Origin of the sequence: Plantactinospora sp. KLBMP9567 (assembly GCF_033446045.1) — a bacterium.
Lineage (GTDB): Bacteria > Actinomycetota > Actinomycetes > Mycobacteriales > Micromonosporaceae > Plantactinospora.
In genome coordinates, this window is record NZ_JAWQRR010000021.1 from 29,284 (window position 1) to 53,034 (window position 23,751).

Here is a 23,751-nt window from a genome sequence, read left to right on the forward strand (position 1 = left end):
CGCGGGTGCTGCGGTGGGCGGCGGCCCGCCGCGCCGTACACCCCGGAACGCCCGCGGGCGGGGTGAGGGACCGGCATGACCGAGCGGAGCGAGGTGCCGGAGCCGGACGCCGAGCCGGAGCCGGAGGTACTGCCGACGGTCCGGATCCGTCCCTATCTCCAGGCCGCGCTGGCGGAGGAGGAGGCGGAGCCGGAGGCCGACACCGGAGAGCTGCCGATCGTCCAGCCGGTGCCGACCGGGCTGCGCCCGTTCGTGCTGACCTCCGGGCGGGTCACCGGGGCCGATCCGGCGATCGGCTTGGAGACCCAGGTGACCGCGAGGATCGATGCCACGTCCTGGACCAGCCCACCGGTCAACCGGCTCTCCTCGGAACTCCAGGAGATCGTCGCGCTGTGCGCCGAACCGATGTCCGTGGCGGAGATCTCCGCACGGCTCCGGATGCATCTCGGCGTCACCAAGATCCTGGTCGGTGACCTGCGGGCCGCCGGCCACCTCGACGTGCACGTCTGTCCCGTCGAGGATGCCCACGACCCCGACCTCATTATGCGAGTGATCGATGGACTTCGTGCGATCTCCTGACTGGCCCGCCTCGCCGCCGGCCGGCCCCCTGGCGAACAGCGCACCCGGCCGGTACGGCAGCCCGCCCGGACACGGCGTCGGGACTCCCGGCCGGGGGCTGCCCGCCGGGTACGCCCCGCCCACCCGCCACGTGCCGCCCCGGCACGCCCGGGAGACCGGCGCCGACCCGGCCGGGGCGCACCGGTCCGAGCAGCGGCGTGGCAGCGCGCCGCCGATTCCGGTGAAGATCCTGATCGCCGGCGGTTTCGGGGTCGGCAAGACCACAACGGTCGGCGCCATCTCGGAGATCGCGCCGCTGACCACCGAGGCGGAGATGACCACCGCCGGGATCGGCGTCGACGATCCGGGAATCCGCTCCGAGAAGACCACCACGACGGTGGCGATGGACTTCGGCTGCGTCACCATCGACCGCAGTCTCAAGCTGTACCTCTTCGGCACGCCGGGGCAGTCCCGGTTCGGGTTCATGTGGGACGACCTGGCCCGGGGCGCGCTCGGAGCGCTGGTGGTGGTGGACTCCTCGCGGCTCGACGACTGCTATCCCGCCATCGACTACTTCGAGCGGGCCCGTCTACCCTTCGTCGTCGCGGTCAACGCGTTCGACGGCCAGATCGCGCACGACCTGACGGCGATCCGTTGGGCATTGGCGATCGGAGAACATGTCCCATTGGTCCAGTTCGACGCCAGAGATCGACTTTCGGTACGCGACGCCTTACTGATCGTGCTGGATCGGGCCCTGGATCGAGCGATCCGGGAGCGGGAGACTTAGCCCGCGACGGTCCGGCCGCGACGGGTCGGCGGTTGGCCGGGAAGGGTGATCACGATGAGGGGCGAACTGGACGACGCACTGGCACGGATGGAGCGCCGGGAGGCGCTGCAACGACGACGGGCCCAGGAGGCGGCGGCCCGGGCCGGGTCACCGGTCGAGGAGGTGACCGACGCGGTCCAGCGGGTCGTCGCGCAGTATCCGAACGTGGCGGTCACGATGTGGGTCGCCAACGGACCGAACATCTCGGCGATGCATGTCGCCTGGTCGGACGGGGTGGTCACCGTACGCCCCGCCGCCGAGCCGGCGTTGCCGACCGCCGGGCAGCCACCGCACTCCTGGCCGATGTCGGTGCGGACGGTGCCGAGCTGGGCCGCTCCGGAGGATCCGCCGGCCCCGGACGCCGCCGCCCGGCTCGCCGACCTGATCCGGCGGGACCCGTCCCTGCTCGGCCCCGACGACCACGGCTGAGGCCGTCAACAGCTACCGGCGCACTGAACCTTTCTCAACCGCGCGGCGCTCACGCACCGGGTCCGGCCTTTGCGGTCCGCCGGACAGTAAAGGGGGGTTGAAAAAGGTTCACTCGTCGCGTCCCGGCGGCTGGTTCCCGGCCGGTACTCTCGGCCGGTGACGGGTCGGGATCTCACGCTCACTGCCAGCCTGCGGCCGGCCGCGCTGGACGCCCGCCGGGGCATCGTCCGGCTGCATCCGGAGGTACTGACCGCGCTGGGTCTGCACCCCGGCGCTCCGGTACGGCTCACCGGACGCCGTACCACCGCCGGGATCGTGGCCCGGGCGGAGCCGTCGGCGAGCCGGGCCCTGCTCTACGCCGACGACCTGGTCCTCGGCAACCTCGGGGTACGGGACGGCAGCCAGATCACCGTCGCCCCGACCCCGGTGGTGGCGGCCCGCCGGGTGGTGTTGACCGGCCCGCCGGAGATCGTCGCCGTGGTCTCGCCGGAGATGCTCCGCCTCGCGCTGCTCGGCAAGATGGTGACCACCGGTGACGACGTCTCCCTGCTGCCCCAGGACGTGCTTCCCGACGCGGCGGTGCGGACCCTGGTCGAGGCGGCCCGGCGCAGCCTGGCGAACACCGTCGGCTACGCCTGGACCAGTACCTTGTTGACGGTGACGTCGGCGGAGTCCGCGAACGGCCCGGCCGGGCCACCCGACACCGGCGGCGGGACCGATTCGGTGCTGGTGACCATGGACAGTGTGGTCGGCTGGCAGGACGGCCACGCCACCCACGGCACGACCGCGGCCGAGCTGCGGGCGGTCACCGGCGGGCAGAGTCCTCCGGCGGCGACCGGGCAGGTGCCGGATCCGGCGCCCGGGCTGGACGAGCTGCCCGGGCTGCGGGCCCAGGCCGAGGAGCTGACCGAACTGCTCGACCTCGGCTTCCACCACCGCGAGGTGCTGGGCCGGCTGGGCACCACGGTCTCGCTCGGCGTACTGCTGACCGGTCCGGCCGGATCCGGCAAGTCCGCGCTGGTCCGGGCGGTCTCCCGGGCGGTGGGCGCCCGGTTCGCCGCGGTCTGGGCGCCCGAGGTCGCCGCGCTGACCAACGACGCCGCCGCCCGGCGGCTGCGCGAGGCCGCCGCGTCGGTCCGGGACGCGCCACCGGCGGTGCTGCTGGTATCCGACGTCGAGGCGCTGGCCCCGCGCGACACGCCCGGTCCGGTGGGCACGGTCTTCCGGCAACTGCTCGCCGAGACGGTACGCGCCGGAGCCGCCGTGGTCTGCACGACCAGCCGACCCGAGTCGGTGGATCCGGCGCTGCGCTCCCCCGACCTGCTCTCGCTGGAGATCGCGATCCCGCTGCCGGACGCCGCGCTGCGCCGGGAGCAGTTGACGGTGCTGACCCGGGGGATGCCGCTGGCCGAGGACGTCCGGCTGGACGAGGTGGCCGCCCGTACGCCGGGATTCGTCGCCGCCGACCTGGCCGCGCTGACCCGGGAGGCCGGGGTACGCGCCGCGCTCCGGCAGAAGGAGGCGACCGCGCCGACGGTGGCGATGGCCGACTTCTCGGCGGCGCTGGAGGTGGTCCGGCCGACCTCGATGGCCGAGTCCTCGATGCTGGAGTTGGCCGACATCACCCTGGACGACGTCGGTGACATGGCGGAGGTCAAGGAGATGCTGACCGAGTCGGTGCTCTGGCCGCTGAACTATCCGGACACCTTCGCCCGGCTCGGCGTGCAGCCGCCGCGCGGCGTACTGCTCTACGGCCCGCCGGGCTGCGGCAAGACCTTCCTGGTCAGCGCGCTGGCCGGTACCGGTCGGGCGAACGTGCTGTCGGTGAAGGGCGCGGAACTGCTCTCGAAGTGGGTGGGCGAGAGCGAGCGGGCGGTCCGGGAGCTGTTCCGGCGGGCCCGGGAGGCGGCCCCCACCCTGGTCTTCCTCGACGAGGTCGACGCGCTGGCCCCGGTACGCGGCCAGGCCACCGACGGCGGCACCACCGACCGGGTGGTCGCGGCGCTGCTCACCGAACTGGACGGGGTGGAGCCGCTGCGCAACGTGGTGGTGGTCGGTGCGACGAACCGGCCGGATCTGGTGGATCCGGCGCTGTTGCGGCCGGGCCGGCTGGAACGGCTGGTCTACGTGCCGCCGCCGGACGCCGCCGCCCGGGCCGAGATCCTGAGGGCGGCGGCCCGGTCGGTGCCGCTGGCCGACGAGGTGGAGTTGGCGGCGCTGGCCGAGGAGCTGGACGGGTTCTCCGCGGCGGACTGCGCGGCGCTGGTCCGGGAGGCGGCGCTCGCGGCGATGCGGGAGTCCCTGGAGGCGAGCCTCGTGCACGCCGGGCACGTGGCGACGGCCCGGGCCCGGGTCCGGCCGTCCCTGAATCCGGGCCAGGTCGCCTGGCTGGCCGCATACGCCGCGCAGCGGTGAGCCGGGTGCCGGCTCGCGGCCGCCCCGGTGACTCAGTCCTGGCCGGTCGCCAGGGCCAACGCGGCCGGGTTCTGGTATTCCCGCCAGTGCGCCACCCGGCCGTCCCGGACCCGGAGCACCGCGATGAACGGGGCGGAGGCGGAGACGCCGGTGGTGGTCACGGTGGCGGCGAGTTCGTATTCGACGACGATCACCTCGGGGTCGGCGGTCTCGTGGATCACCACGTTGCGGCAGTCGTCGATCCGGAGCGGGAGCTGGGCCCGGCCGGCGGCCGCGAAGTCGAGGAACTCCCGCCTGCCCTCGATCCGGTTGGGCCGGCCGGGTGCGGCGAACGGCATCTCCACCACCACGTCCTCGGCGAGCTGGTCCTCGTCGAAGACGGCCGTGTTGGCCAGGAAGTTGTCCCGGATCCGGGTGAAGGCTTCGCTGGGCGTGCTCATCGGTAAGATCTCCTCCGGGACTAGAGTGAGTGACGACTCAACTTAGAAAGATAATGAGCCTCGACTCATTTTGCAAGGAGGGCAGCTCCGCATGACGTCCCGGAGAGCCGATCCCGGCCGACCGCTGCGCGCGGACGCGCAGCGCAACCGCGTCCGGATCCTGGCGGCCGCCGAGGAGGTGTTCGCCGAGCACGGCGTCGCGGCGTCGACCGAGGAGGTCGCGGCCCGGGCCGGGGTCGCCATCGGTACGGTCTTCCGGCACTTCCCGACCAAGAACGACCTGCTCGCCGCGATCATGAAGGGCGTACTGACCGGGCTGGTCGAGCAGGCCACCACGCTGAGCGGCGACAACCACGACGGCACGGGGCTGTTCACGTTCTTCGCCCAGACCGTCGAGCAGGCCGCCACCACGAAGGCCGTGGCGGACCTGCTGGCCCGGACCGGCGTCGAGATCCAGCTTCCCGAGGTGCTGGAAGTGCTCGGCGAGGCGGTGCACGGCCTGCTCCGTCAGGCCAGGGCCGCCGGCACGGTCGACCGGCAGGTACGCCTGCCCGAGGTGATGGCGCTGCTCGCCAGTACCTGCCAGGGCGCCCTGCACGGGGGCTGGGACGCGGAGCTGCGGGAACGTACCCTGGCGATCATCTTTGCCGGCCTGCGGCCGGGCGCGGCCCGCTGACGGCGGCGGCCAGCGGCTACCCGGTCCCGCCGGCCGCCCGGGCTTCACCAGGCGCTGACACGTCCTCGTTGACCCCGAGTCGGATCTCCGCCCGGATCGCCGTGCCGTCGCCGCCCAGCACCGCGCCGCAGCGGGCCAGCAGGTTCAGCGCCGGGATGTTGTCCGCCCGGGTCTCGGCCACCACCCGCCGGGCGCCGGCCTCGACCGCCTCGGCCAGCAGCAGCCGCAGTGCGATCAGCCCGATGCCCTGCCCCCGGGTGGACTTGCCGAGCCACATCCCGGTCTCCAGGGTGCCCGGCTCGGCGTGCCGGCCCAGCCGGGCCATCCCGACCACGTCGCCGTCCTGGACGATCGCGTACATCAGATTGCCGGTCGGCCCGTCCAGGCCGCCGAAGTTCGCCCGGTGGAACTCGCGGAACGCGTCGCGCCGAGCCTGTGACCAGCCGGCGGGCGCCTCGACCGGCGGCATCACCTCGTCCGGCTCGGTCTCGGCGACCGCCACCGACAGCAGCGGTTCGAGATTCTGCTCGTCTACCGGCGTCAGCCGTACCTCACGGGTCACGATCTCGATGCTTCTCGCCGCTTCGCCGCCACGTCCACCGGTTTGCCAGACCCGCTCCGTTCGGGCCACCCCGACCCGACCGGGCGACCCCCTCACCGACTGGCTGGTCGTGCCTCCCCCGACGCCGGCCGGCGGACCCGCGACACGCCTCGGGCGGGCACGGTACGACCGCCGCCGGCCCGCCTCAGGACGCGCCGATGACCGCCTCCACCGGCTCCGGCAGCGGGTACGGGCGCTCGGCGGGGAGCAGTGCGGTCGCCGCCTCCCGCTCGCCGGCCCGCAGGTGTGCCCGGATCGCCCGCGCGGTCGCGGTGACGTCGCGGATGTCGACGGTCCACTCGTCCACGTACCGGGCGACGGCCGGGCCGCTCAGCCCGACCTGGAGAGACCGGTGCGGCAGCGGTGCCAGTTCCAGCGAGCGCTCCGGATCCCACTGCACGCGTACCGGGCTGGTCTTCAGCCGCGCGGCCCAGTCCGCCCGGCTCGGATACCGGTCCGGATCGTAGTGGCTCAGGCAGGCCCGGCCGAGCATCCACTCGAAGCCGTCCCGGGTGATCTCGACCGCGAGCACCCGCTCCTGGCCGGGCTTCTCCGCCCAGCCGCAGCGGTACATCATCCACCGGAAGGAGGGCTTGATCCAGGTCATCCGCTCCCGCTTGAACGGGGCCACGAACCGGCCGGCGGCCAGCGCCGGTTCGGCGATCGACGGCGGGTACGCCTGGTAGACCATGATCGTCTCGTCGGTGTAGCCGGCCCGGACCTGCCGCTGGGGAATCGACACGACGCCGATCGTCGCCGTACCCGGCGATCGCCGCCACCCGGTTTCGACCCACCACCCGGTTTCGAACCGCCACCCGGTTTCGAACCGCCACCCGCGATGCCGAGCCGGTGCCGCGCCCGGGCCGGCGTTCAGGCGCCGAACTCGCAGAGCACCGCAGTGGCGTCGTCGTGCCGCTTGAAGCCGCTGCGCCGCTGGCCGTCGCCGGCCTCGACCAGCCGGACCCGGCGGATCAGCTCGCCCGGTCCGGCCTCGCTGAGCAGGTCGAGCAGGCCACGCCAGTCGAAGAGACCGAACTGCTCGACCGCGACCGAGGCACCGTCGGTGAGCAGCGCGGCCCGGCGGACCCGCCCCGGCCCGTGCAGCGGCAGGCTGCCGGCGACCGCGTGGTACGACGCATCCGGGTTGGCGGCGGCCACCCAGTAGCCGTGGGTCTGGTTCATCTGCTCCCGCTGCAACGCCACCGCCCGGCGGAACCGGGTCGCCGGGTCCACCTCACCGCCCACCCGCGCCACGGTGGTCGCCTTCTGCCGCAGATCGGCCATTGCCGTCCGCAGCCGCTCGTCGGAGACCACCTGGATCCGCTCGCCCAGGTCGAGCACCAGCGGGCTGTCGCAGAGCACCAGGTAGTCGACGGAGTCGCCACCGTGCCGCAGCAGGCAGACGGTCGCCGACGGGGTGCCGGGATGGTCGAGGTCGCAGGCACCGCCGTGGTCCGCGCGTACCGCCAGGATCGCGGCGGCGAGGTTGCCGGTCAGCGCGGCGGCGGGGCGGTCCGCCGCGGCCAGCCCGAGCCGCGCCGCGAGCCGCCGGACGTACCAGGCCGGACCGTGCACGCAGCCGGTGTCGAAGCCGTCCGGCACCGTCGCACCGTCGAGTACGCCGACCAGCTCCCCGTACCGGAAGACGTGGTCCTCGTTTTCCAGCCGTCCCGGCGCGGCCGCCGAGGCCGACCACACCCGCATCATCGGCGCGGCTCCGGCCGCTCCCGGCTGCCTGACGGTCTCATCGGCGGCTCCCCGGCGCTCCGACGGTGGTTCTCCCTCCCCTGTCTACCGCGAATCGGGCCCGGCCCGGCCGGAATCGACGGGCGGGGAAGCAGTTCCCGCGCCCAGTCGTCCCAAGTTCCTGCGCCCAGTCGTCGAGGTGGGCGATCCGTGCCCGAGCGGACGTCGACGCGGTTGGCGGAACGCATCCGGGGAACCTGCCCGCCAGCGACGATTACCGACGGTAACGTCAGTGGCGGGCTTGACACGAGGGGGGAGCGCAGATGTTGGAGCACCTGCACCGGATGGGCCTGCGGGCCGAGCACATGTACATGGCGGGCGCGGCCAGCATCGGGCTGTCGTTCCTGAGCTGGTGCCTGTCGAAGCAGATGGAGAGCGCCGGGATCGACCGGGCGGATCGCTGGGGCATCTTCATCGGCGAGTGGGCGCCGACCTTCATCGCACTCGGCAACGGGCTGCGGACGTACGAGAAGTGACCGACCGGTCCCGGGCGGCCCGGCGCGGCCCGTCCGGAGCGGGTCAGCGGCGGCGGTTGCGGCTGCGGGCCGCGCGGAGCCGGCGGAGCCGGGCGACCAGCATCGGTTCGGCCTCCAGCGCGGCCGGATTGTCCAGCAGTCCGTTGAGGAGTTGGTAGTACCTGGTGGCGGAGAGGTCGAACGCGTCCCGGATCGCCTGCTCCTTGGCGCCGGCATGCTTCCACCAGCGCCGCTCGAAGGCCAGGATCTCGCGCTCCCGCTCGGACAGTGCCGGATCGGCCGGCGGCGCCGGGGCGGGGATCTCGGGTACGTCCTCCGACTCCGCACCGGGCGCGGGCCGCGGCTGCGGAACGTGGACGGTCCCGGCGTGCCCGGTGGCGGTGTCGTCCGCCTCGTCGTCGGCCGGAGCAGAGGCGTTCCTCATGGCGCTCCTCCGGGGTAGACACGGCACGACCTGCGGCTCACCAGCCTACCGACGCCCGGCCAAGACCGCACCGGGCGCCACCGGCGACAACCGTCACCCGCCGCCGCGACAGGTCAGGTGATGTCCCGTCAGGTGATGTCCCGTCGCCGCATCGACCAGATCGCCCCGCCGAGCACGACCACCAGCCCGACGGCGAGCAGGACCGACGAGTTCTGCCAGGTGATGTCCTTGGTCAGCGGGTGACACTCGCCGCTGAACGAGGCCTGGCAGGCGTCCCAGTTCTCTAGCGTGACCTTCTTGTCCATCCAGGCCAGCAGGTACGTCGGCAGCAGCCAGCTTTCGATGAACCTGACCTGGGCCATCGCCAGTACGATGCCCAGGCCGAACTGCCCGACCACCATCACCCCGAGCACCCCGCCGAGGGCCAGCGCGGTGTGCCGGCCGAGTGAGGCCAGTCCGAAGCCGAGCACCCCGGCCACCAGGATCAGGACGAGCCCGCGCAGCCCGGTCAGGCCGAACGACTGCCAGGCCCCGGAGGTCATGCCCGCGGTGCTGCCCCGGAGGCTGCCGGTCGCCCAGAACGCCGCCGTCCAGAGCGCGCCGGTCAGCACCGTCACGCCGAACAGCGCGGAGAGCAGCGCGCCCAGCTTGGTGAGGAGTACCCGGATCCGCTGCGGTCGCCAGAGCAGCAGGTTCATCATCCCGCCGGTACTCCACTCGGCACCCACGAACGAGGCACCCCCGACGAACGCCACCAGCGCGAGTACGGCGGTGAGCGTGGTGATGGTGCTGGCGAACTCGTCGCGGAACTCGAAGGTGGCCGGCAGGTGCCAGTCGGCCCGGAACACCTCCCGGGGCGGCGGCTGGATGCTCGCGCACTCCTCCGGGAAGCGGTCCGTCGAGGTGTCGCCGGCCGCCTTCGCCCGCTCGCACTCCTTCCGGTGCTGCTCGGTCATCGCGACGTTCTGCTGGTATTCCTGATCTGCGGCGCGTTCCGCCTGAGCGACCTGGGCCGGCCCGATCTTCTGGTTGGTGAAGAACATCCCGACCGCGACGGCGACCAGCACGAGCAGTCCGGCCAGGGTCAGGTAGCGGACGAACCGCCGCTTGGCGAGCCGGCGCAGTTCCGTGGTGTAGAGGTTCACACCCCCCACCCCCCGTTCGCCCTGGAGTCGGTGCTGTCGACGATGACGGACTGGTCCACCTGGCGGTGCTGGCCCGGCACCGGAGCGGTGGCGGTCAGCTCCAGGAAGACGCTCTCCAGGTCGACGGTGACCGGCGCCAGCTCGCTGACGTAGAGGTTGGCGGCGGCGAGCGTACGGGTGATGGTGGCTGGTTTGTCCACCTCGTACACCAGCAGGTGGTCGTCGTGCGGGCTGACCCGGGCGCCGGCCCGGGTGAGCAGGTCGACGGCGGCCGGCAGGTCGGTGACCGCCTCCAGCCGGACCCGCAGCCCGCCGCCGGAGTGCTCGGCCAGCACCTCGGCGACCGGACCGGCGGCGACCCGACGGCCCAGCGAGATGATGGTGACCGAGTCGCAGATGAGCTGCACCTCACCGAGGATGTGGCTGGAGACCACCACGGTCATGCCGGAGGCGGCGAGGTCACGCATCAGGCTGCGCATCTCCCGGATGCCGCCGGGGTCGAGGCCGTTGGCCGGCTCGTCGAGGATCAGCAGCTTCGGGTTCTTGAGCAGGGCGGAGGCGACCGCGAGCCGCTGCTTCATGCCCAGCGAGTAGGTCTTGACCCGGTCCTTGGCCCGCTCACGCAGCCCGACCAGCTCCAGCACCTCCATCACCCGGGTCTGCGGCACGCCGCCGGCCCCGGCGAGCAGCGAGAGGGTGTCCCGGGCGGAGAAGTGCGGGAAGAACTGCGGGCTCTCCACGATCGCGCCGACGCTGCCGGCGACCGAGGGCAGCGCCGCCGGCACCTCCTGGCCGAGGATCGCCATCCGGCCCCCGTTGGGCCGGATCAGCCCGAGCAGCGTACGCAGTGTGGTGGTCTTACCGGAGCCGTTGGGGCCGAGGAACCCGTGCACCTGGCCCGCCTCGACCCGCATGTCGAAGCCGTCCAACGCCTGCCGGGTGCCCCGGCGTCTACTCCGGTAGGTCTTGCGAAGACCTTCGATCTCCAGTACGGCAGCCATCTCGGCCTCTCTGGTCGTGTCCGGAATCGCTTACGTCCGGTAACGACCGACACCGTACCATCGCTTTGCGCGCTACCGCGCTATACACGCTACTTCGGTGGCGACAATCGATCCGGGCCTAGGCAACCCGGACGACTTCGGCGCTCGCGCCGGCCTTGACAACGATCGTGCGACCCGAGGTGTGCTCGGGCCGAGCCTGGTCGTCCCGCCCACGCCGGCGGATCGGTCACCTGGACGTGAGAGGCGTTACCGGCTCGGTAACGCCTCTGGCGTACAGGTGAAGGGCTGCCGATGGCGGTGGCCGGGCCGGGTGCACGGGCGGCAGCTCTACAGCGTGCCCGCGTGCCCGCGGGTCGCGTGTCCGCGGGTGCGGCCCGGCGGTCCGGCTACCCGCGGGGGCCCGTCATCGGGCGGGTGGAGTTTGGGCGTGCGGCCATGGAGCGTGATACCACCAAGTCATCATGATGACTTGGTGGTATCACGCTCGACCGGGATATATACCGGCGCCGGATGACCCGTCCGGGCGGCGTACGTCCATCGCTGTCATGACCGGGACCCGGCCGACGCCGAGGGCCGGACCGCGTCCCGGCGCGCCGATCGTTCCCGGGCGTCGGCCGAGCGCCCCCACCGGGTACGCGGCCACGGCTTCAGCACCGACAGGATGGTGGCACCCCAGAGCGCGACGGTGAACGCGGCCAGACAGGCCGTCAGGGCGACCCCGGTGGCACCCGGTGCGGCGTCCGGGTCGACGGTACGCAGCGCCAACTCGTCGGCGAGCGTGCTCTCCACGGTCCCGGCGACCAGCGGGATGCTCACCGAGATGGCGAACTTGACCAGCACCCACCAGTGCCGGACCAGACCCCACTTGGTGCCGAGCGAGAGCACCAGGCCGGTGATGATGGCGAGGAACATCGACGGGATCGCCGCCGCCAGATCGACCACGTGCAGCACCTCGTACGCGCCGTGCCGGAGCGCGTGCGACTCGGCGGCGCTGCCGACGATCGCCAGTACCGTCATGGTGAGCGCCACGCCGAGCCAGCCGACGCTGAACCCGACGTGCAGGATCAGCCAGATCTTCCTGGTTCGGGGCGACATCCGGGGAAACCTCGGCCGGCTGACCCCGAGGATCGTCAGCGACAGCGGGATGCCGAGCAGCGCGACCGGGGCCGGGATACTGAAGACGAACTGCGCCAGCGCCAGGACCAGGTGCAGGACGATGGTGATCCGGCGACCGCGCTCCGGCCCGCGCAGCGCGGCGACCACCGACAGCAGCGCCGCCACCGGATAGCCGACCAGTGCCGCCACCCGGAGTACGACAGCGTCGGAGCCGCCCAGCAGCGACCCGACGGTCAGCACGGCGAAACCGACGAAAACCCAGTGCAGCAGGGTGACGGCAGCGGGCCTGGACACGCGGCCCCGCTCCGGTCGGACATCGAGAGACATGCCTCGACGCTAGGTACGCCCGACCCGGTCGTCATCGGCCGAGATACCCCGCATCGCCGCCCGATGGTCGCTCGGTGCCGGGCCCGGGCACTACTGACGGATGAATCCAACGGCCGAGGCGGCACGCGTCCGACCTGCATACACTTCTCCGGCATGGGTCCCCGCCAGCAACGCGCCGTGGACCTGCTGCTCGCCGCGGTCTGCGTGCTGGCCGGCGTCTGGGACGGGCTCCAGTCCGGGTTGTTCGAGGGCTCGCCGATCGTCAACCAGCGCGCCCCGCTGGCCGTCAACGCGGCCCTCGGAGTGCTCACCGGGCTCGCCGTACTGGTCCGGCGCGACCGGCCACTGCTGCTGTACGGCTCCGCGCTGCTCTGCTGGGCCGTCGTCGGGGCGTACCCGGCGACGATCCTGGCGCAGTACTCCGTCGGTGCCCATCTCCGCCCGGCCCGGCTGCGCGTCGTGCTCACCGCCGTCATGGTGACCGCGGTGGCCTGGCCGATCTGGCGCACCAACGGCGGCGACGCGGGCGTACCGCTCAGCGTCGGGCTCTGCATCCTGCCGGTGCTGGTCGGCCTCTACCTGTCGTCCCGCCGGGAGGTGCTGGCGAACCTGGAGGAGCGTGCCCGGCGCAACGAGCGCGAGCAGCGGCTCCGGATCGACCAGGCCCGGGCGGAGGAGCGGGCCCAGATCGCCCGGGACATGCACGACGTGGTCACCCATCGGGTGGCGCTGATGGTGCTGCACGCCACCGCGCTGGAGTCGGCACAGGGGCGGGACGCGGTGACCATCGCCGGCCGCATCCAGGGCATCGGCCGCGAGGCGCTGGCCGAGCTGCGTACCCTGGTCGGCGTGCTGCGGGACGACGCCGCCGTGCCGCTGCGACCACAGCCCGGTCTGGACGACCTGGCCGAACTGGTGACCGCGTCCCGGGCACTCGGGTACACCGTCGAACTCTCCGTCGAGGCCGGACTCTCCGCCCCGGCCCTGGTGCAGCACGCGGTCTACCGGGTGGTGCAGGAGGCGCTGACCAACGTGCACAAGCATGCGTACGACGCCCGCACCACCGTGGCGGTCGGCTCGGACGACGACGGGCTCTGGTTGGTGGTCCGGGACGACGGCGGCACCAGCGCACCGGCCGTGGCGCCGGGCGGCGGGCACGGGCTGCTCGGCATCGCCGAACGCGTCCGGCTGGTCGGCGGCACACTTCGGACCCGTCGACTGGCCGGCGGCGGCTTCGAGGTGTCGGCCCGGCTGCCGGCTGCCGGCCCAGACCTGGCGGCCGGCACGTGATCCGGCTGCTGGTGGTGGACGACGAGTGGATGGTCCGGGCCATGCTCCGGACAATCATGGACACGTACGACGACATCGAGGTGGTCGGCGAGGCCGGCGACGGGGACGAGGCGGTACGCCAGGCGCGCGACCTGCGGCCCGACGTGGTGCTGATGGACATCCGGATGCCCCGCGCCGACGGGCTCGACGCGACCGCCGCACTGGCCCGGATCGCGATGCCGCCGAAGGTGGTCGTGCTGACCACCTTCGACCTCGACGAGTACGTGGCGACGGCGCTCCGGCACGGCGCGGTCGGCTTCCTGCTCAAGGACGCCACGGCCGACCAGATGGCCGCCGCCGTCCGCAGCGCCGCCGCCGGTGACGCCATGCTGTCGCCGCAGGTCACCCGCAGGTTGCTGCACCGGTTCGCCGAGCCGGTCGACCCGGACCGCCACGACGCCCTCCGCCGGCTCGACGTGCTGACCGACAAGGAACGGGAGGTACTGGGCGCGCTCGGCGAGGGACTGACCAACAGCGACATCGGCCGGCGGCTCTATCTCAGCGAGGCCACCGTGAAGAGCCACGTCAGTCGGCTCCTTGCCAAGCTCCAGCTCACGAACCGGGTGCAGGCGGCGATCCTGGCGCACCGCGCCGGCCTGGTCCGCTGAGCCGGGTCGGCCGGCCCGCTCCGCCGAACGTTCAGAACGTGCTGATGTCGAACCGGGTGGCCCGGGCGCTCACCGGCCCCCGGCCGGTCTCGTTGCCGTCGATGTCGAGCCCTCGGTAGGTGCCCTGGCTGGTCAGCGTGTCGCCGCGTACCTCGGCGTGGTGCAGGGCCCGGACCTCGCCGTTGTAGCGCAGCGGCATCCCCAACAGGTCGTCCGGCAGCACCTGCCAGAGGGTGAACGTGACGGTACGCCGCCCGGTGGGCTCCCAGCGACCGGTGGCGATGTGGAGCCCCGGGCTGTCCGGCCTCCGGCGGTTCGGTGGGGACGCCTCGGCGGCCCCGCCCGCACCCACCGCCACCCCGCTCGCGGTCACCGCCGCACCGATCGCGGTCACCGCCGCACCGATCGCCACTGCGCCGGCACCTGCGGCACGCCGCAGGAACCGTCTCCGGTCGTCGTGTCCGGTCATCGGAAACACCTCGCCATCACTGATTCGGACTGGACGGAGACGACCGTACGGCGATGCCCGGTTCGTCCACATCGCCCGTTGGTGGCCGGAGCCGCCCTTCCGGCCCGCCGTTCGGCTTACCGGGCTTCCGCTCTCCACAGCTCCCAGGCCAACCAGGCCGAGCCGATCCCGACGAGCACGCCGTGCGTGATCCGCACCGCGGCGGGCGTGAAGAACTGCGGCAGGAACAGGGCGAACCCCAGCGCGAACGGGATCCCGCTGTAGCGGGTCAGCGTCCCCGACCGCCAGACCGCCACCGCGGCCAGCACCGCGCCGATGCCGAGCGCGAGCAGTCCGATCCCGAAGGTGGTGATCGCGACCGGACTGAAGCGTACGGTCTCGACCACGGTGAGCAGGTCGAACCGCTGGCCCTCGGCGGCCTCCCGGGCGAGGGCGTTCAGGCCGAAGTCTTCGGCGCCGTAGTACGGCAGGATCAGCCCGGCGCCGATCCACCCGGTCAGCATCGCAGCGACCGCCGGCCGTTCGCCCGGGGTGCTGTCGACCGCTCTGCGCAGCGCGAGGAGCCCGAGCGGCAGCAGGATGAAACCGATCATGGCGAACAGATGCGAGGCCACCCACGCGGTGGAGCTCATCGCGGCGATCGCCCCGGCCGGGGTGGATTCGTCGTCCCAGGGCCGAACGGCCGGATAGAGGACGAACAGGGCGCCGGCGGCGGCGAACAGGAAAGCACCGAGCCGGGTACGGGTGGCGACAGGCGTCGAGGTCGCCGTGAATCGGGGATTCATCATAGCCGTAAAGCTAATGTTCTTAGCTTCTTGGTGTCAAGCGCCCACAGAGATCGGCAATGTGGCGGCGTCCGGCCAGGCAGACCGGCAAAATCCCGCGCCCCGTCCTGGGCGTCGCGGGTCAGGCGCAGACGACGTTGACGCCCGCGTCCCGGAACGCCTGCACCGTCACCGGGTCGGCGCCGGAGTCGGTGACCAGGGTCTCGACCCGCTCGATCGGGCAGATCCGGGCGAAGGCGTGCCCGCCCAGCTTGGACGAGTCGGCGATGATCACGACTCGCTTGGCCCGGGCCACCATCAGGTTGTTCATCGACGCCTCACCCTCGTGGTGTGCCGCCGCACCGAGCTGCACGTCGATGGCGTCCACCCCGAGCAGCGCCACGTCCAGGGTGACCTCGCGGAGCAGTGCGCCGCCGAGCGGGCCGACCAGCTCGAAGGACTGCGGCCGGACCACGCCGCCGGCCACCACGATCTTCATCCGGGACCGGACCAGCAGCTCGTTGGCGATGTTCAGCGCGTTGGTCACCACGGTCAACTGGGCGCCGTCGGCGCTGCTGTTCAGGTCGGGCCGGACGGCCAGCCCCCGGGCCACCTCGGTGGTGGTGGTGCCGCCGTTGAGCCCGACCACCATGCCCGGGGCGACCAGGGCCGCGGCGGCAGCGCCGATCCGCTGCTTCTCGGCCGAGTGCTTGGCGGTCTTGTAGCGCAGCGGAAGGTCGTACGAGACGCCGTTGGCGACCGCGCCGCCCCGGGTACGCGTGATCATCTGCTGTTGGGCGAGCTGGTCGAAGTCGCGCCGGATGGTCGCCTGCGAGACGTCCAGCCGGGCGGCGGCGTCCTCCACACTGACCCGACCGGTGTCGGTCAGCAGTTCGAGCAGCGCGTTCCATCTGGCGTAGCGATCCACCCCGGGCCTCCAGCTGCGTGCGATGCGGAGATTCCGTGCACAATAGTGCGCGAAACGCGCAGCCGCAAAACGATGTTCTGCGCAAAGCTGCGCACGGTTGCCACGACCGTTATGTTTCGCGCAGAATAACGCGCGAAAGATCGTCAAACCGAGCCGTATTGCGCAGGCCGGTCCGCCGTCACATGGCGCCGCCCCGCCGGTGCGGTCTCCCGCCCGCGAGGAGCTGAGATGGGCCACGTCGACGCGGAGATCGCCAGTCAACCCGAGTGCTGGCGGCAGGCCGCCGCGCTGGCCGCCGACTCCGCCGCCGCACTGCCCCGACCCGGCGAACGGGTCGCCGTGGTCGGCTGCGGCACCTCCTGGTTCATGGCGATGGCGTACGCCGGGCTGCGCGAGCGCGCCGGGCACGGCGAGACCGACGCCTTCCAGGCCTCCGAATTCCCGCTCGACCGCCGGTACGACCGGGTCGTGGCAATCACCCGGTCCGGCACCACCACCGAGGTGCTGGACGTCCTCTCCGCGCTCGGCGGGCGCCGGCCGAACACCGTGATTGTCGGCGACCCCGGCTCGCCGGCCGTAAATCTCGCCGAGCAGGCCGTCGCGATGCCCTTCGCCGACGAGCGCTCGGTGGTGCAGACCCGGTTCGCCACCAGCGCTCTGGCCCTGCTCCGGGCCCACCTCGGCACCGGGATCACCGCACTGGCCGCCGACGCCGAGGTGGCGGTACGCGCCCCGCTGCCGTTCGACCCCGCCCGGGTGGAGCAGATCACCTTCCTCGGCAAGGGCTGGACGGTCGGGATCGCCCACGAGGCGGCGCTCAAGTGCCGTGAGACGGCCACCGCCTGGGCCGAGGCGTACCCGGCGATGGACTACCGGCACGGCCCGATCTCGATCGCCGGACCGGGTCGGGTGGTCTGGGCGTTCGGCGAGATCCCCGACGGGCTGGCCGAGGACATCGCGGCCACCGGGGCGGCGTTCGTGCACAGCCGGACCAACGGCGTACACGCGGTGATCGGCGGTTGGGCCGCGGGCCGGCCGCCGCTGGATCCGATGGCCGACCTGATCCTGGCGCAGCGCTTCGCGGTCGCCCTGGCCAAGGGGCGCGGTCTCGACCCGGACGCGCCCCGGCACCTCAGCCGGTCCGTGGTGCTCGCGTGACCGAACCCGCCGTGCCGGCGACCAGCGCCGCCACCGGCCAGGCCCCGCCCGGAGACGTGGTCGTCGCGCTCGACGTCGGCGGGACCGGGATGAAGTGCGCCCTGGTCCGACCGGACGGACGCGTCGCGCACACCGAACGGCACCACACCCGGGCCGAGCGCGGCCCAGCGGCCGTGGTGGAGAGCATCCTCGACGTCGCCGAAGGACTCGCCGGCAAGGCCCGGGCCGACGGGCTCACCCCGGTCGCGGTCGGGCTCGCCGTGCCGGGGGTGGTCGACGAGACCACCGGCCGGGCGGTCTGGTCGGCCAACCTGGGCTTCCGGGACGTACCCCTGCGGGAGCTGGTCATTGCGCGGCTCGGCCTGCCCGCGGCGCTCGGCCACGACGTGCGGGTGGGCGGACTCGCCGAGGCCCGACTCGGCGCCGGGCGGGGCACCCGGCACGTGCTCTTCCTCGCCATCGGCACCGGGATCGCCGCCGCGCACGTGGTCGACGGGTCGGCCTTCGGGGGCGCGCACGGCGCCGCCGGCGAGCTGGGCCACGTCGTGGTACGCCCCGACGGGCCGCGCTGCGGCTGCGGCCGGCTCGGCTGCCTGGAGGCGGTCGCCTCGGCCGCCGCGGTCGGCCGGCGCTACGCGACGCTGACCGGCATTCCGGCGACCGCCGCCGAGGTGGTCGCCCGGGCGGCCGGCGGTGAGGAGACTGCGGCCCGGGTGTGGCGGGAGACGATCGACGCCCTGGCCGACGGGCTGGCCATCGCCCAGGCGCTCTACGACACCGAGGTCGTGGTGCTCGGCGGCGGGCTGGCCGAGGCCGGCGCCGACCTGCTCGACCCGCTCGGCGTGGCGCTGCGGCAACGGCTGACCTTCCAGACCGAACCCCGGCTGCTGCGGGCGGCCCTCGGCGACGAGGCCGGCTCCCTCGGCGCCGCGCTGCTCGCCCTCGACACCCTCAACCGGCCGTGAGCGGGCCACGCCGCCCTGCTCGGCCGGCCCGTCACGAGCCGTTCCGGCCATCGGCGCGACGCAACCACGACGACATGACCGAGCCTGACGAGATCGTCGGTCGGCCCGGTCTGATATGTCCTGGCGACGACGAGCGCAGCGAGGAGACGACATGACCGTCCGGGTCAGTGGCAAGGTGGTAACCCCGACCGGCGTGATCCGGCAGGGATGCGTGGAGCTGGACGGCGAACGGATCTCGGCGGTCGCCGAATATCCGTCCATCCGGGACGGGCACTGGGTCGTGCCCGGCTTCGTGGACATGCACAGCCACGGTGGCGGCGGGCACACCTTCACCACCGGGGACGCCGACGAGGCCCGGGCCGCCGCCGCGTTCCACCTCTCGCACGGCACCACCAGCATCCTGGCCAGCCTGGTCAGTTCGCCGTACGAGCTGATGCGGGACGCCACCGAGGCGTTCGCCCCGCTGGTCAAGGAGGGCGTACTCGCCGGCGTCCACTACGAGGGGCCCTATCTGTCCGGGGTACGGTGCGGTGCGCAGAATCCGAAGTTCCTCCGCGACCCGTCCCTGGACGAGCTGACCGAGCTGCTCGCCCTCGGCGACGGTACGGTCCGGATGGTCACCCTCGCCCCCGAGTTGCCGGGCGCGCTGGCCGCGATCGAACTGCTCGTCTCCCGGCGGGTCGTCGCGGCGATCGGGCACACCGACGCCACGTACGAGCAGACCGGTGCCGGGGTGCTCGCCGGGGCGACCGTGGCGACCCACCTGTTCAACGGCATGCCCAGCGCGCACCACCGGGAGCCGGGGCCGGTCTTCGCGCTGCTCGGCTCGCCCAACGTGGTCTGCGAGCTGGTCGCCGACGGCGTACACCTGCACCACGGCACCCTGGCGTTCGCCGCCGGGGTGGCCGGCCCGGACCGGGCCGCGTTGATCACCGACGCGATGGCCGCCGCCGGAATGCCGGACGGTGAGTACGAACTGGGCGGCCAGCCGGTGGTGGTGGCCGGCGGCACCGTCCGGTTGGCCACCTCGGACTCCTCGCCGGGTGCGATCGCCGGCAGCGTGCTGACCATGGACGCGGCGCTGCGCGCGGCGGTGGCGGCCGGTGTCCCGATCGTGGACGCCTGCCGGATGGCCGCGACCACCCCGGCCAGGGCGATCGGGCTCGGCGAGCGGATCGGTGCCCTGATGCCGGGTTGGCGAGCCGATCTCGTGGTGCTGGACGACGACCTGAACGTCGTCCAGGTGATGCGTGCCGGCGAGTGGGTCGGCGACTGACCACCCCCGCCGGATCCGCGCCCGCCCGGGGCGGACCTGCCGGCGACTCCGACTACCGTCCGCGTCGCTCGATCGGAGGAAGGGCCGTGATCGGGTCCGGCGGTTTTATCGCTGGGCGGTCGCGGGGCCGGGCGGCAGTTCGGGTCGGGCCACCGCGACGGCCGTACCGGATGGTGGCTCGACGTGGGCCGGGGCGACCGGGGCACCCAGGGCCACCAGGTCGGCCCGGCGCATCCGCCGGTGCAGCAGTACCGCTCCGGTGAAGACCATCGGCGCGACGAGGGCGCGTAGCGGCGTGACCGGTACGCCGAGCAGCAGCGCACTGGTGGCACCGAACCCGATCGCGCTGGCCCGGTGCCGCCAGACCGCCCGGAGCTGCCCCCGGAACGTCGCCGTGCCGTGGTGGTGCAGCGGGATCGCCAGCATCAGGAGTCCGACCAGGAACCCGTTGAAGGTGGCGACCGCGCCGACCGCGACGAAGACGTTCAGCCCCGGCACGAGCAGCAGTGGCACCAGCAGCAGCCAACCGAGCTGCACCACGATGGTGACCAGGACGGCCTGCCGGATGGCAACCCCGGACGCCCGCCACAACGAGGGGGTCCGGCCGGTGACACCAGCACCAGCACCGGTGGCGGCGGTCGGCTCGACCGGGCCGAGCCGACGCTCCAGCCGGCGGGCGAGCAGTACGTAACAGGGGGCGCCGAGCACAATGCTCAGCGGCAGTACGAGATAGCCGAGGGCGAAGTGTACGCCGATCCGTACGCCCCAGAGCAGGATCTCACCGACGGTGTCGTGGATCCACTGTGGCCAGCCGCCGGTGAACCAATCGATCACGGCGAAGGCACCGGACCCGACCGTGTGCGCGATGCCGAACATGGCCAACGGCAGCAGCACGAGCGGGGCCACGGCGTAGGGCCAGAGTGCCGGGCTGCCGAGGAACCGCCCGCAGCCCCGGAAGAAGTAACCGATCCCGGCGGCGAAGTTCACGATCGGCCGGGTGCCCCGGTAGGCGGCGGTACGCGCCGTCCGGGCCGCTCCGGACGCCACCGACGCGGCAGCCTGCGCCGCTCCGTCGGCCACCGCGCGGCCGGTTTGGCGTACCGCCTCGACGTCGGGGACCGGCATCTGCCGAGGGATCCACTGCCGTTCCGGAGCGACGGAGGGCTGTTCCGCTGGAGCCAGCATCGCCGCCTCGGCCGGAACGACCTGCTGGTGGAGGAGGTCCGGGAACTGGGCGGCGCGATCGTCTACTTCGACCGGACGGGGTGGAAGCGGAAATCCCGGATCGGGCGTAAGCATCTGCCTCTCGATGACCTCTCGCGCATCGGGGAAGGCGTGACCGTCGGAACGAAACGGCCACCCTGACGTGTGAGGACCGCTCGCCCCGAATCGTTGAACATTTTAGTCCCGATCCCGTTGGTTGACACTCCCCTTCGGACGGCGTGGCATCAGGCCGGGCCGGCCGGCGCTACTCCTTTGGCTTTACCGCGACGGTCCGGCGGAGGGTCCCGCGTCGTGGGCCCTGAGCCGCTACCCGCTCAGCTACGGTTCCGATTCAGCCCCTTCCAACCCCGGGGCACGGCAACAGGTAGAGGTCGAAATACGTCCCTGACGGGGGGACATCGATCGTTACGCCGGCGCAGCGCCCCTCGTGGCTGGTCGACACGGTGTAGGTGCCGGCAGGGATGCCGGTGAAGGAGTAGACCCCGTCGGGACCGGTGGTCGACTCGAAGCCGCCCGGTTCCAGTCGCACCGTCGCGCCCGGGACCGGCATGAACGTCTCGACGTCGATCACGGTGCCGGTGAGGTACGGCTGCCCGATCACGGTGAACTCCCCGCGCGCCAGGCCGCTGACGCGGTTGCCGCTGTCGACCGCAACCGCGAACACCGACCGGTCGCCGTACAGGCTGCCGACGTCGAACGTCACCGTCGCCGTGCCACCCGGCTCCGTCGCCGCCACCTCGGTACCCAGCCCGGCATCACCGACGCTGTACCGGAATCTCGTCACGTTGGTGTCGCCACGGGCGTCGAAGACGACGGTCAACTGGCCGCCGGCATCGGCCACGGCTCCACCGGGGAAGGTGATTGCGGGTGGCAGCGGTACGGCCAGCCCGGCGAGCTTCGCCGGGGTCTCGGGGTAGTCGTAGAGCCGTACGTCGTCCACCGCGCCGGTGAAGAACCCCTGGTCGGCACCGTTCCACCGGCGCTTGCCGATCGTGGTGTCGGTGGTGGCGCCGAAGCCACCCGTCAACACGGTGGTCGTGCTCTGCGCGACCCCGTCGACATAGAGGGTCAGCGCCCGGGTCGCCGCCTGGTAGACCCCGGCCAGATGCGTCCACTTCCCCGGCACGGCGGCAGCGTCGGAGGTCACCGAGGACACGGCCGGGTCGTCCGTGTCGGCGCCGGTCATCGAAAACCGCCACCGCTCGACGTCGCCCGCGTAGCTCAACGAGTACGCGAAGGTGCGCGTGCCGTTCCCGGCCAGTACGACCTGGTCTGCGGGGCCGGCCGGCGAGGTGATCCTGGCCCAGGCGGCCACCGTGAAGTCCGCATCCGTCCGGACCGGCGCCGCCGTGCTCTCACCCGGGCGGGTCAGCGTCACCGGCCCGCTCACCGTGCCGGCCGCGCTGCCGTCCAGCGCCAGTGCCGTGCCGACGCCGGAGCGTCCCGGCACCCGGGTGGCGGAGGCGTCGAGGGCGGCCGTGTTGCCGTGTCCGCTCACGTCGACGGCGTCACCGCCGGTCTCCTCGAAGGTCCAGTGCGCGGCCGGCCCCCACGGCGCCCGCACCGAGAACGTGTAGATCCGCGCCTGGGTCGAGAACCGGCCGGCGCGGTCCTTCGACCACACCCGGAGCATGTTGATCCCGTCGCGGGGCGGGCCGACCGTCAACGTGGCCCCGTGGTCGGTCGACCGGGCCGGGATCGTGTCGGCGGTCGTCGGCAGCGTCCCCGAGTCGAAGGTCCAGGCGTACGCCTCGACCTCGTGCGGATCCACCTCGGGTGCCGCGATCTCGAACACCCCCGGCCAGCCGACCGCGCCGTGCCGGGCGCCGTCGTCCGGGTAGTCGGTCGACGTCACGTTGCCGGGCATCGGTGGCGGGGTGACGTCGACGGTGAACTCGCAGACGCCGGACCAGGCACCGTACCGGGAGCCGTCGGAGGTGCGGGCCTGCCACGCGTACGTGCCACCGTGCACCAGGCGGCCGGAGGGAATCGCCTTCGCCACCGCTGACGGGTTGCCGGACGCCTGCGACACCGTGTCGACGTCGTTCCGGGCGCCGCCAAGTGCCCACCAGTGGAACCAGGTGGTCAACGACTGCTGCCCGGTGTCCGGATCGGACTGCCGGCCGGTCAGGAACGGGGTGGTGGTCAGCACGTACGGCCGTGCGGCTCCGGTCGCACAGGGCTTACCGTCCGACTTGGGGTCCGCCAGCGCGTTCGGCTTTGCGTTACGGCCGGTCGCGAGGCGCGGCACCGGTTGGTTCGACCGCTCGAACCGATCCTGCGTCGGCGACGCGGCGGCCGGGCCGGCGGGGGCCAGGACCATGCCGGCGATCAGGACGGCGGAAATGGTCGGCAGCGCCGAAAGCCGCCAACCGCGGGTGGTGGGCCAAAGGCGGGCACGCCGAGTATGCATGGAACCCCCGATTGACGTGGCTACGCTGAGCCATCAGGCGATGACTGTATCAACGTGATAGATCTTGGACAACATCGCCAGGCGCGAAACAGATCGAGCCCGGTTGCGCTCACCACGGCCCCCGGTTCGGCGTACGCCGAACCGGGTCGACGAACCAGCATCGGGCGTGCCGTGACTGGCAGTGTCGCAGCCCCTGCCGGATAAGCTCCGCCTCGGCTCGGGCGGCGCTCTCGGCCCGCCGCAGGTCCTCCAGTTCGTCGGCGAGGCGGCGCAGGTAGGCGTACACCTGCTCCGGGTCGAGGCCGCGCCACCGCGAACGGAACGTGGCCGCACGGACCTGGACCGGCTGGACAGGCTGCCGGGCTGGATGGCTCAGCGTGTCCCCTCGGGCCGCTGCCGACACCTTCTCGCGTCCCACTTTGGTCCTTTCGGAAGAG

At 72.7% G+C, this 23,751-nt stretch carries 25 protein-coding genes; 11 read left to right on the plus strand and 14 right to left on the minus strand.

Annotated features, from left to right (window positions below; genetic code table 11):
- Positions 1-75 precede the first annotated feature (75 nt).
- The 4 genes from R6Y94_RS16365 (at position 76) to R6Y94_RS16380 (ending at position 4,228) form a co-directional block, all read left to right on the plus strand.
- A complete protein-coding gene (locus R6Y94_RS16365; RefSeq protein WP_318396719.1) occupies positions 76-579 on the plus strand; it encodes a DUF742 domain-containing protein in 504 nt (167 codons plus the stop codon).
- Positions 557-1,345, plus strand: coding sequence for an ATP/GTP-binding protein (locus R6Y94_RS16370; RefSeq protein WP_412102773.1), 789 nt, complete (start codon positions 557-559; stop codon positions 1,343-1,345). Before R6Y94_RS16365 ends, R6Y94_RS16370 begins: the two co-directional genes overlap by 23 nt.
- 54 nt (positions 1,346-1,399) lie before the next feature.
- Complete coding sequence (locus R6Y94_RS16375) at positions 1,400-1,813, plus strand: hypothetical protein (protein ID WP_318396720.1); 414 nt, start codon at positions 1,400-1,402, stop codon at positions 1,811-1,813.
- A gap of 156 nt (positions 1,814-1,969) precedes the next feature.
- Positions 1,970-4,228, plus strand: coding sequence for an AAA family ATPase (locus R6Y94_RS16380; protein WP_318396721.1), 2,259 nt, complete (start codon positions 1,970-1,972; stop codon positions 4,226-4,228).
- 32 nt (positions 4,229-4,260) lie between these two features.
- Here the strand turns inward: R6Y94_RS16380 and R6Y94_RS16385 are convergent, their stop codons facing one another.
- Positions 4,261-4,668 (minus strand): nuclear transport factor 2 family protein, encoded by a 408-nt coding sequence (locus tag R6Y94_RS16385; protein ID WP_318396722.1) that lies wholly within the window; start codon positions 4,666-4,668, stop codon positions 4,261-4,263.
- 91 nt (positions 4,669-4,759) lie between these two features.
- On the opposite strand from R6Y94_RS16385, the gene R6Y94_RS16390 reads away from it, so the two are divergent.
- Positions 4,760-5,344, plus strand: coding sequence for a helix-turn-helix domain-containing protein (locus R6Y94_RS16390; protein ID WP_318396723.1), 585 nt, complete (start codon positions 4,760-4,762; stop codon positions 5,342-5,344).
- A gap of 16 nt (positions 5,345-5,360) precedes the next feature.
- On the opposite strand, the gene R6Y94_RS16395 is transcribed toward R6Y94_RS16390, so the two are convergent.
- The 3 genes from R6Y94_RS16395 to R6Y94_RS16405 form a co-directional block, all read right to left on the minus strand.
- The gene (locus R6Y94_RS16395) at positions 5,361-5,906 is read right to left on the minus strand and encodes a GNAT family protein (RefSeq protein WP_318396724.1); all 546 of its coding nucleotides are present in this window, start codon (positions 5,904-5,906) and stop codon (positions 5,361-5,363) included.
- Between the two features lie 184 nt (positions 5,907-6,090).
- Positions 6,091-6,687 carry a DUF4291 domain-containing protein gene (locus R6Y94_RS16400; protein WP_318396725.1) on the minus strand — a complete coding sequence of 199 codons (597 nt, stop codon included), beginning with the start codon at positions 6,685-6,687 and terminating at the stop codon, positions 6,091-6,093.
- Positions 6,688-6,815: 128 nt separating this feature from the next.
- Entirely contained in the window at positions 6,816-7,652 is an 837-nt protein-coding gene (locus tag R6Y94_RS16405) for a hypothetical protein (protein WP_318396726.1), read from the minus strand.
- Positions 7,653-7,954: 302 nt separating this feature from the next.
- On the opposite strand from R6Y94_RS16405, the gene R6Y94_RS16410 reads away from it, so the two are divergent.
- Positions 7,955-8,167 (plus strand): hypothetical protein, encoded by a 213-nt coding sequence (locus R6Y94_RS16410; RefSeq protein ID WP_107257510.1) that lies wholly within the window; start codon positions 7,955-7,957, stop codon positions 8,165-8,167.
- Positions 8,168-8,210: 43 nt separating this feature from the next.
- On the opposite strand, the gene R6Y94_RS16415 is transcribed toward R6Y94_RS16410, so the two are convergent.
- The 4 genes from R6Y94_RS16415 to R6Y94_RS16430 all read right to left on the minus strand — a co-directional run bounded on the left by R6Y94_RS16415 (position 8,211) and on the right by R6Y94_RS16430 (position 12,180).
- Complete coding sequence (locus R6Y94_RS16415) at positions 8,211-8,591, minus strand: DUF3263 domain-containing protein (RefSeq protein WP_318396727.1); 381 nt, start codon at positions 8,589-8,591, stop codon at positions 8,211-8,213.
- A gap of 128 nt (positions 8,592-8,719) precedes the next feature.
- A complete protein-coding gene (locus R6Y94_RS16420; protein WP_318396728.1) occupies positions 8,720-9,736 on the minus strand; it encodes an ABC transporter permease subunit in 1,017 nt (338 codons plus the stop codon).
- The gene (locus R6Y94_RS16425; protein ID WP_318396729.1) at positions 9,733-10,737 is read right to left on the minus strand and encodes an ATP-binding cassette domain-containing protein; all 1,005 of its coding nucleotides are present in this window, start codon (positions 10,735-10,737) and stop codon (positions 9,733-9,735) included. Before R6Y94_RS16425 ends, R6Y94_RS16420 begins: the two co-directional genes overlap by 4 nt.
- Before the next feature lie 543 nt (positions 10,738-11,280).
- Positions 11,281-12,180 (minus strand): hypothetical protein, encoded by a 900-nt coding sequence (locus R6Y94_RS16430; protein ID WP_318396730.1) that lies wholly within the window; start codon positions 12,178-12,180, stop codon positions 11,281-11,283.
- Positions 12,181-12,333: 153 nt separating this feature from the next.
- Between R6Y94_RS16430 and R6Y94_RS16435 the strand changes: the two genes are divergently transcribed.
- Together R6Y94_RS16435 and R6Y94_RS16440 are read left to right on the plus strand one after the other, a co-directional pair.
- The gene (locus tag R6Y94_RS16435) at positions 12,334-13,470 is read left to right on the plus strand and encodes a sensor histidine kinase (protein WP_318396731.1); all 1,137 of its coding nucleotides are present in this window, start codon (positions 12,334-12,336) and stop codon (positions 13,468-13,470) included.
- Positions 13,467-14,117: a response regulator transcription factor gene (locus R6Y94_RS16440; protein WP_318396732.1), complete on the plus strand. Its 651-nt coding sequence runs from the start codon at positions 13,467-13,469 to the stop codon at positions 14,115-14,117. Before R6Y94_RS16435 ends, R6Y94_RS16440 begins: the two co-directional genes overlap by 4 nt.
- Before the next feature lie 31 nt (positions 14,118-14,148).
- Here the strand turns inward: R6Y94_RS16440 and R6Y94_RS16445 are convergent, their stop codons facing one another.
- From R6Y94_RS16445 to R6Y94_RS16455, 3 genes are all read right to left on the minus strand, one after another.
- Complete coding sequence (locus tag R6Y94_RS16445; RefSeq protein WP_318396733.1) at positions 14,149-14,586, minus strand: hypothetical protein; 438 nt, start codon at positions 14,584-14,586, stop codon at positions 14,149-14,151.
- Positions 14,587-14,702: 116 nt separating this feature from the next.
- Positions 14,703-15,374 carry a hypothetical protein gene (locus tag R6Y94_RS16450; protein WP_318396734.1) on the minus strand — a complete coding sequence of 224 codons (672 nt, stop codon included), beginning with the start codon at positions 15,372-15,374 and terminating at the stop codon, positions 14,703-14,705.
- A 118-nt stretch (positions 15,375-15,492) separates the two neighbouring features.
- Positions 15,493-16,278: a DeoR/GlpR family DNA-binding transcription regulator gene (locus R6Y94_RS16455; RefSeq protein WP_318396735.1), complete on the minus strand. Its 786-nt coding sequence runs from the start codon at positions 16,276-16,278 to the stop codon at positions 15,493-15,495.
- A gap of 228 nt (positions 16,279-16,506) precedes the next feature.
- Between R6Y94_RS16455 and R6Y94_RS16460 the strand changes: the two genes are divergently transcribed.
- From R6Y94_RS16460 to nagA, 3 genes are all read left to right on the plus strand, one after another.
- Positions 16,507-17,436, plus strand: coding sequence for a sugar isomerase (locus tag R6Y94_RS16460; protein WP_318396736.1), 930 nt, complete (start codon positions 16,507-16,509; stop codon positions 17,434-17,436).
- Positions 17,433-18,401 carry an ROK family protein gene (locus R6Y94_RS16465; RefSeq protein WP_318396737.1) on the plus strand — a complete coding sequence of 323 codons (969 nt, stop codon included), beginning with the start codon at positions 17,433-17,435 and terminating at the stop codon, positions 18,399-18,401. The genes R6Y94_RS16460 and R6Y94_RS16465 overlap by 4 nt, the downstream gene beginning before the upstream one ends.
- A 151-nt stretch (positions 18,402-18,552) precedes the next feature.
- Complete coding sequence (nagA, locus tag R6Y94_RS16470) at positions 18,553-19,677, plus strand: N-acetylglucosamine-6-phosphate deacetylase (protein WP_318396738.1); 1,125 nt, start codon at positions 18,553-18,555, stop codon at positions 19,675-19,677.
- A 105-nt stretch (positions 19,678-19,782) separates the two neighbouring features.
- Here the strand turns inward: nagA and R6Y94_RS16475 are convergent, their stop codons facing one another.
- From R6Y94_RS16475 to R6Y94_RS16485, 3 genes are all read right to left on the minus strand, one after another.
- Positions 19,783-20,802 (minus strand): EI24 domain-containing protein, encoded by a 1,020-nt coding sequence (locus R6Y94_RS16475; protein ID WP_318396739.1) that lies wholly within the window; start codon positions 20,800-20,802, stop codon positions 19,783-19,785.
- Between the two features lie 430 nt (positions 20,803-21,232).
- A complete protein-coding gene (locus tag R6Y94_RS16480; protein ID WP_318396740.1) occupies positions 21,233-23,224 on the minus strand; it encodes a LamG-like jellyroll fold domain-containing protein in 1,992 nt (663 codons plus the stop codon).
- A gap of 199 nt (positions 23,225-23,423) precedes the next feature.
- A complete protein-coding gene (locus tag R6Y94_RS16485) occupies positions 23,424-23,690 on the minus strand; it encodes a DivIVA domain-containing protein (RefSeq protein WP_412102789.1) in 267 nt (88 codons plus the stop codon).
- Positions 23,691-23,751 lie beyond the last annotated feature (61 nt).

Coding starts and splice junctions, on each gene's coding strand:
- R6Y94_RS16385 (WP_318396722.1), bottom strand. CDS start 4,668: ATGAGCACGCCCAGCGAAGCCTTCACCCGGATCCGGGACAACTTCCTG.
- R6Y94_RS16445 (WP_318396733.1), bottom strand. CDS start 14,586: ATGACCGGACACGACGACCGGAGACGGTTCCTGCGGCGTGCCGCAGGT.
- R6Y94_RS16405 (WP_318396726.1), bottom strand. CDS start 7,652: ATGATGCGGGTGTGGTCGGCCTCGGCGGCCGCGCCGGGACGGCTGGAA.
- R6Y94_RS16480 (WP_318396740.1), bottom strand. CDS start 23,224: ATGGTCCTGGCCCCCGCCGGCCCGGCCGCCGCGTCGCCGACGCAGGAT.
- R6Y94_RS16415 (WP_318396727.1), bottom strand. CDS start 8,591: ATGAGGAACGCCTCTGCTCCGGCCGACGACGAGGCGGACGACACCGCC.
- R6Y94_RS16375 (WP_318396720.1), top strand. CDS start 1,400: ATGAGGGGCGAACTGGACGACGCACTGGCACGGATGGAGCGCCGGGAG.
- R6Y94_RS16430 (WP_318396730.1), bottom strand. CDS start 12,180: ATGTCTCTCGATGTCCGACCGGAGCGGGGCCGCGTGTCCAGGCCCGCT.
- R6Y94_RS16475 (WP_318396739.1), bottom strand. CDS start 20,802: ATGCCGGTCCCCGACGTCGAGGCGGTACGCCAAACCGGCCGCGCGGTG.
- R6Y94_RS16365 (WP_318396719.1), top strand. CDS start 76: ATGACCGAGCGGAGCGAGGTGCCGGAGCCGGACGCCGAGCCGGAGCCG.
- R6Y94_RS16460 (WP_318396736.1), top strand. CDS start 16,507: ATGGGCCACGTCGACGCGGAGATCGCCAGTCAACCCGAGTGCTGGCGG.
- R6Y94_RS16390 (WP_318396723.1), top strand. CDS start 4,760: ATGACGTCCCGGAGAGCCGATCCCGGCCGACCGCTGCGCGCGGACGCG.
- R6Y94_RS16425 (WP_318396729.1), bottom strand. CDS start 10,737: ATGGCTGCCGTACTGGAGATCGAAGGTCTTCGCAAGACCTACCGGAGT.
- R6Y94_RS16370 (WP_412102773.1), top strand. CDS start 557: ATGGACTTCGTGCGATCTCCTGACTGGCCCGCCTCGCCGCCGGCCGGC.
- nagA (WP_318396738.1), top strand. CDS start 18,553: ATGACCGTCCGGGTCAGTGGCAAGGTGGTAACCCCGACCGGCGTGATC.
- R6Y94_RS16450 (WP_318396734.1), bottom strand. CDS start 15,374: ATGATGAATCCCCGATTCACGGCGACCTCGACGCCTGTCGCCACCCGT.
- R6Y94_RS16435 (WP_318396731.1), top strand. CDS start 12,334: ATGGGTCCCCGCCAGCAACGCGCCGTGGACCTGCTGCTCGCCGCGGTC.
- R6Y94_RS16410 (WP_107257510.1), top strand. CDS start 7,955: ATGTTGGAGCACCTGCACCGGATGGGCCTGCGGGCCGAGCACATGTAC.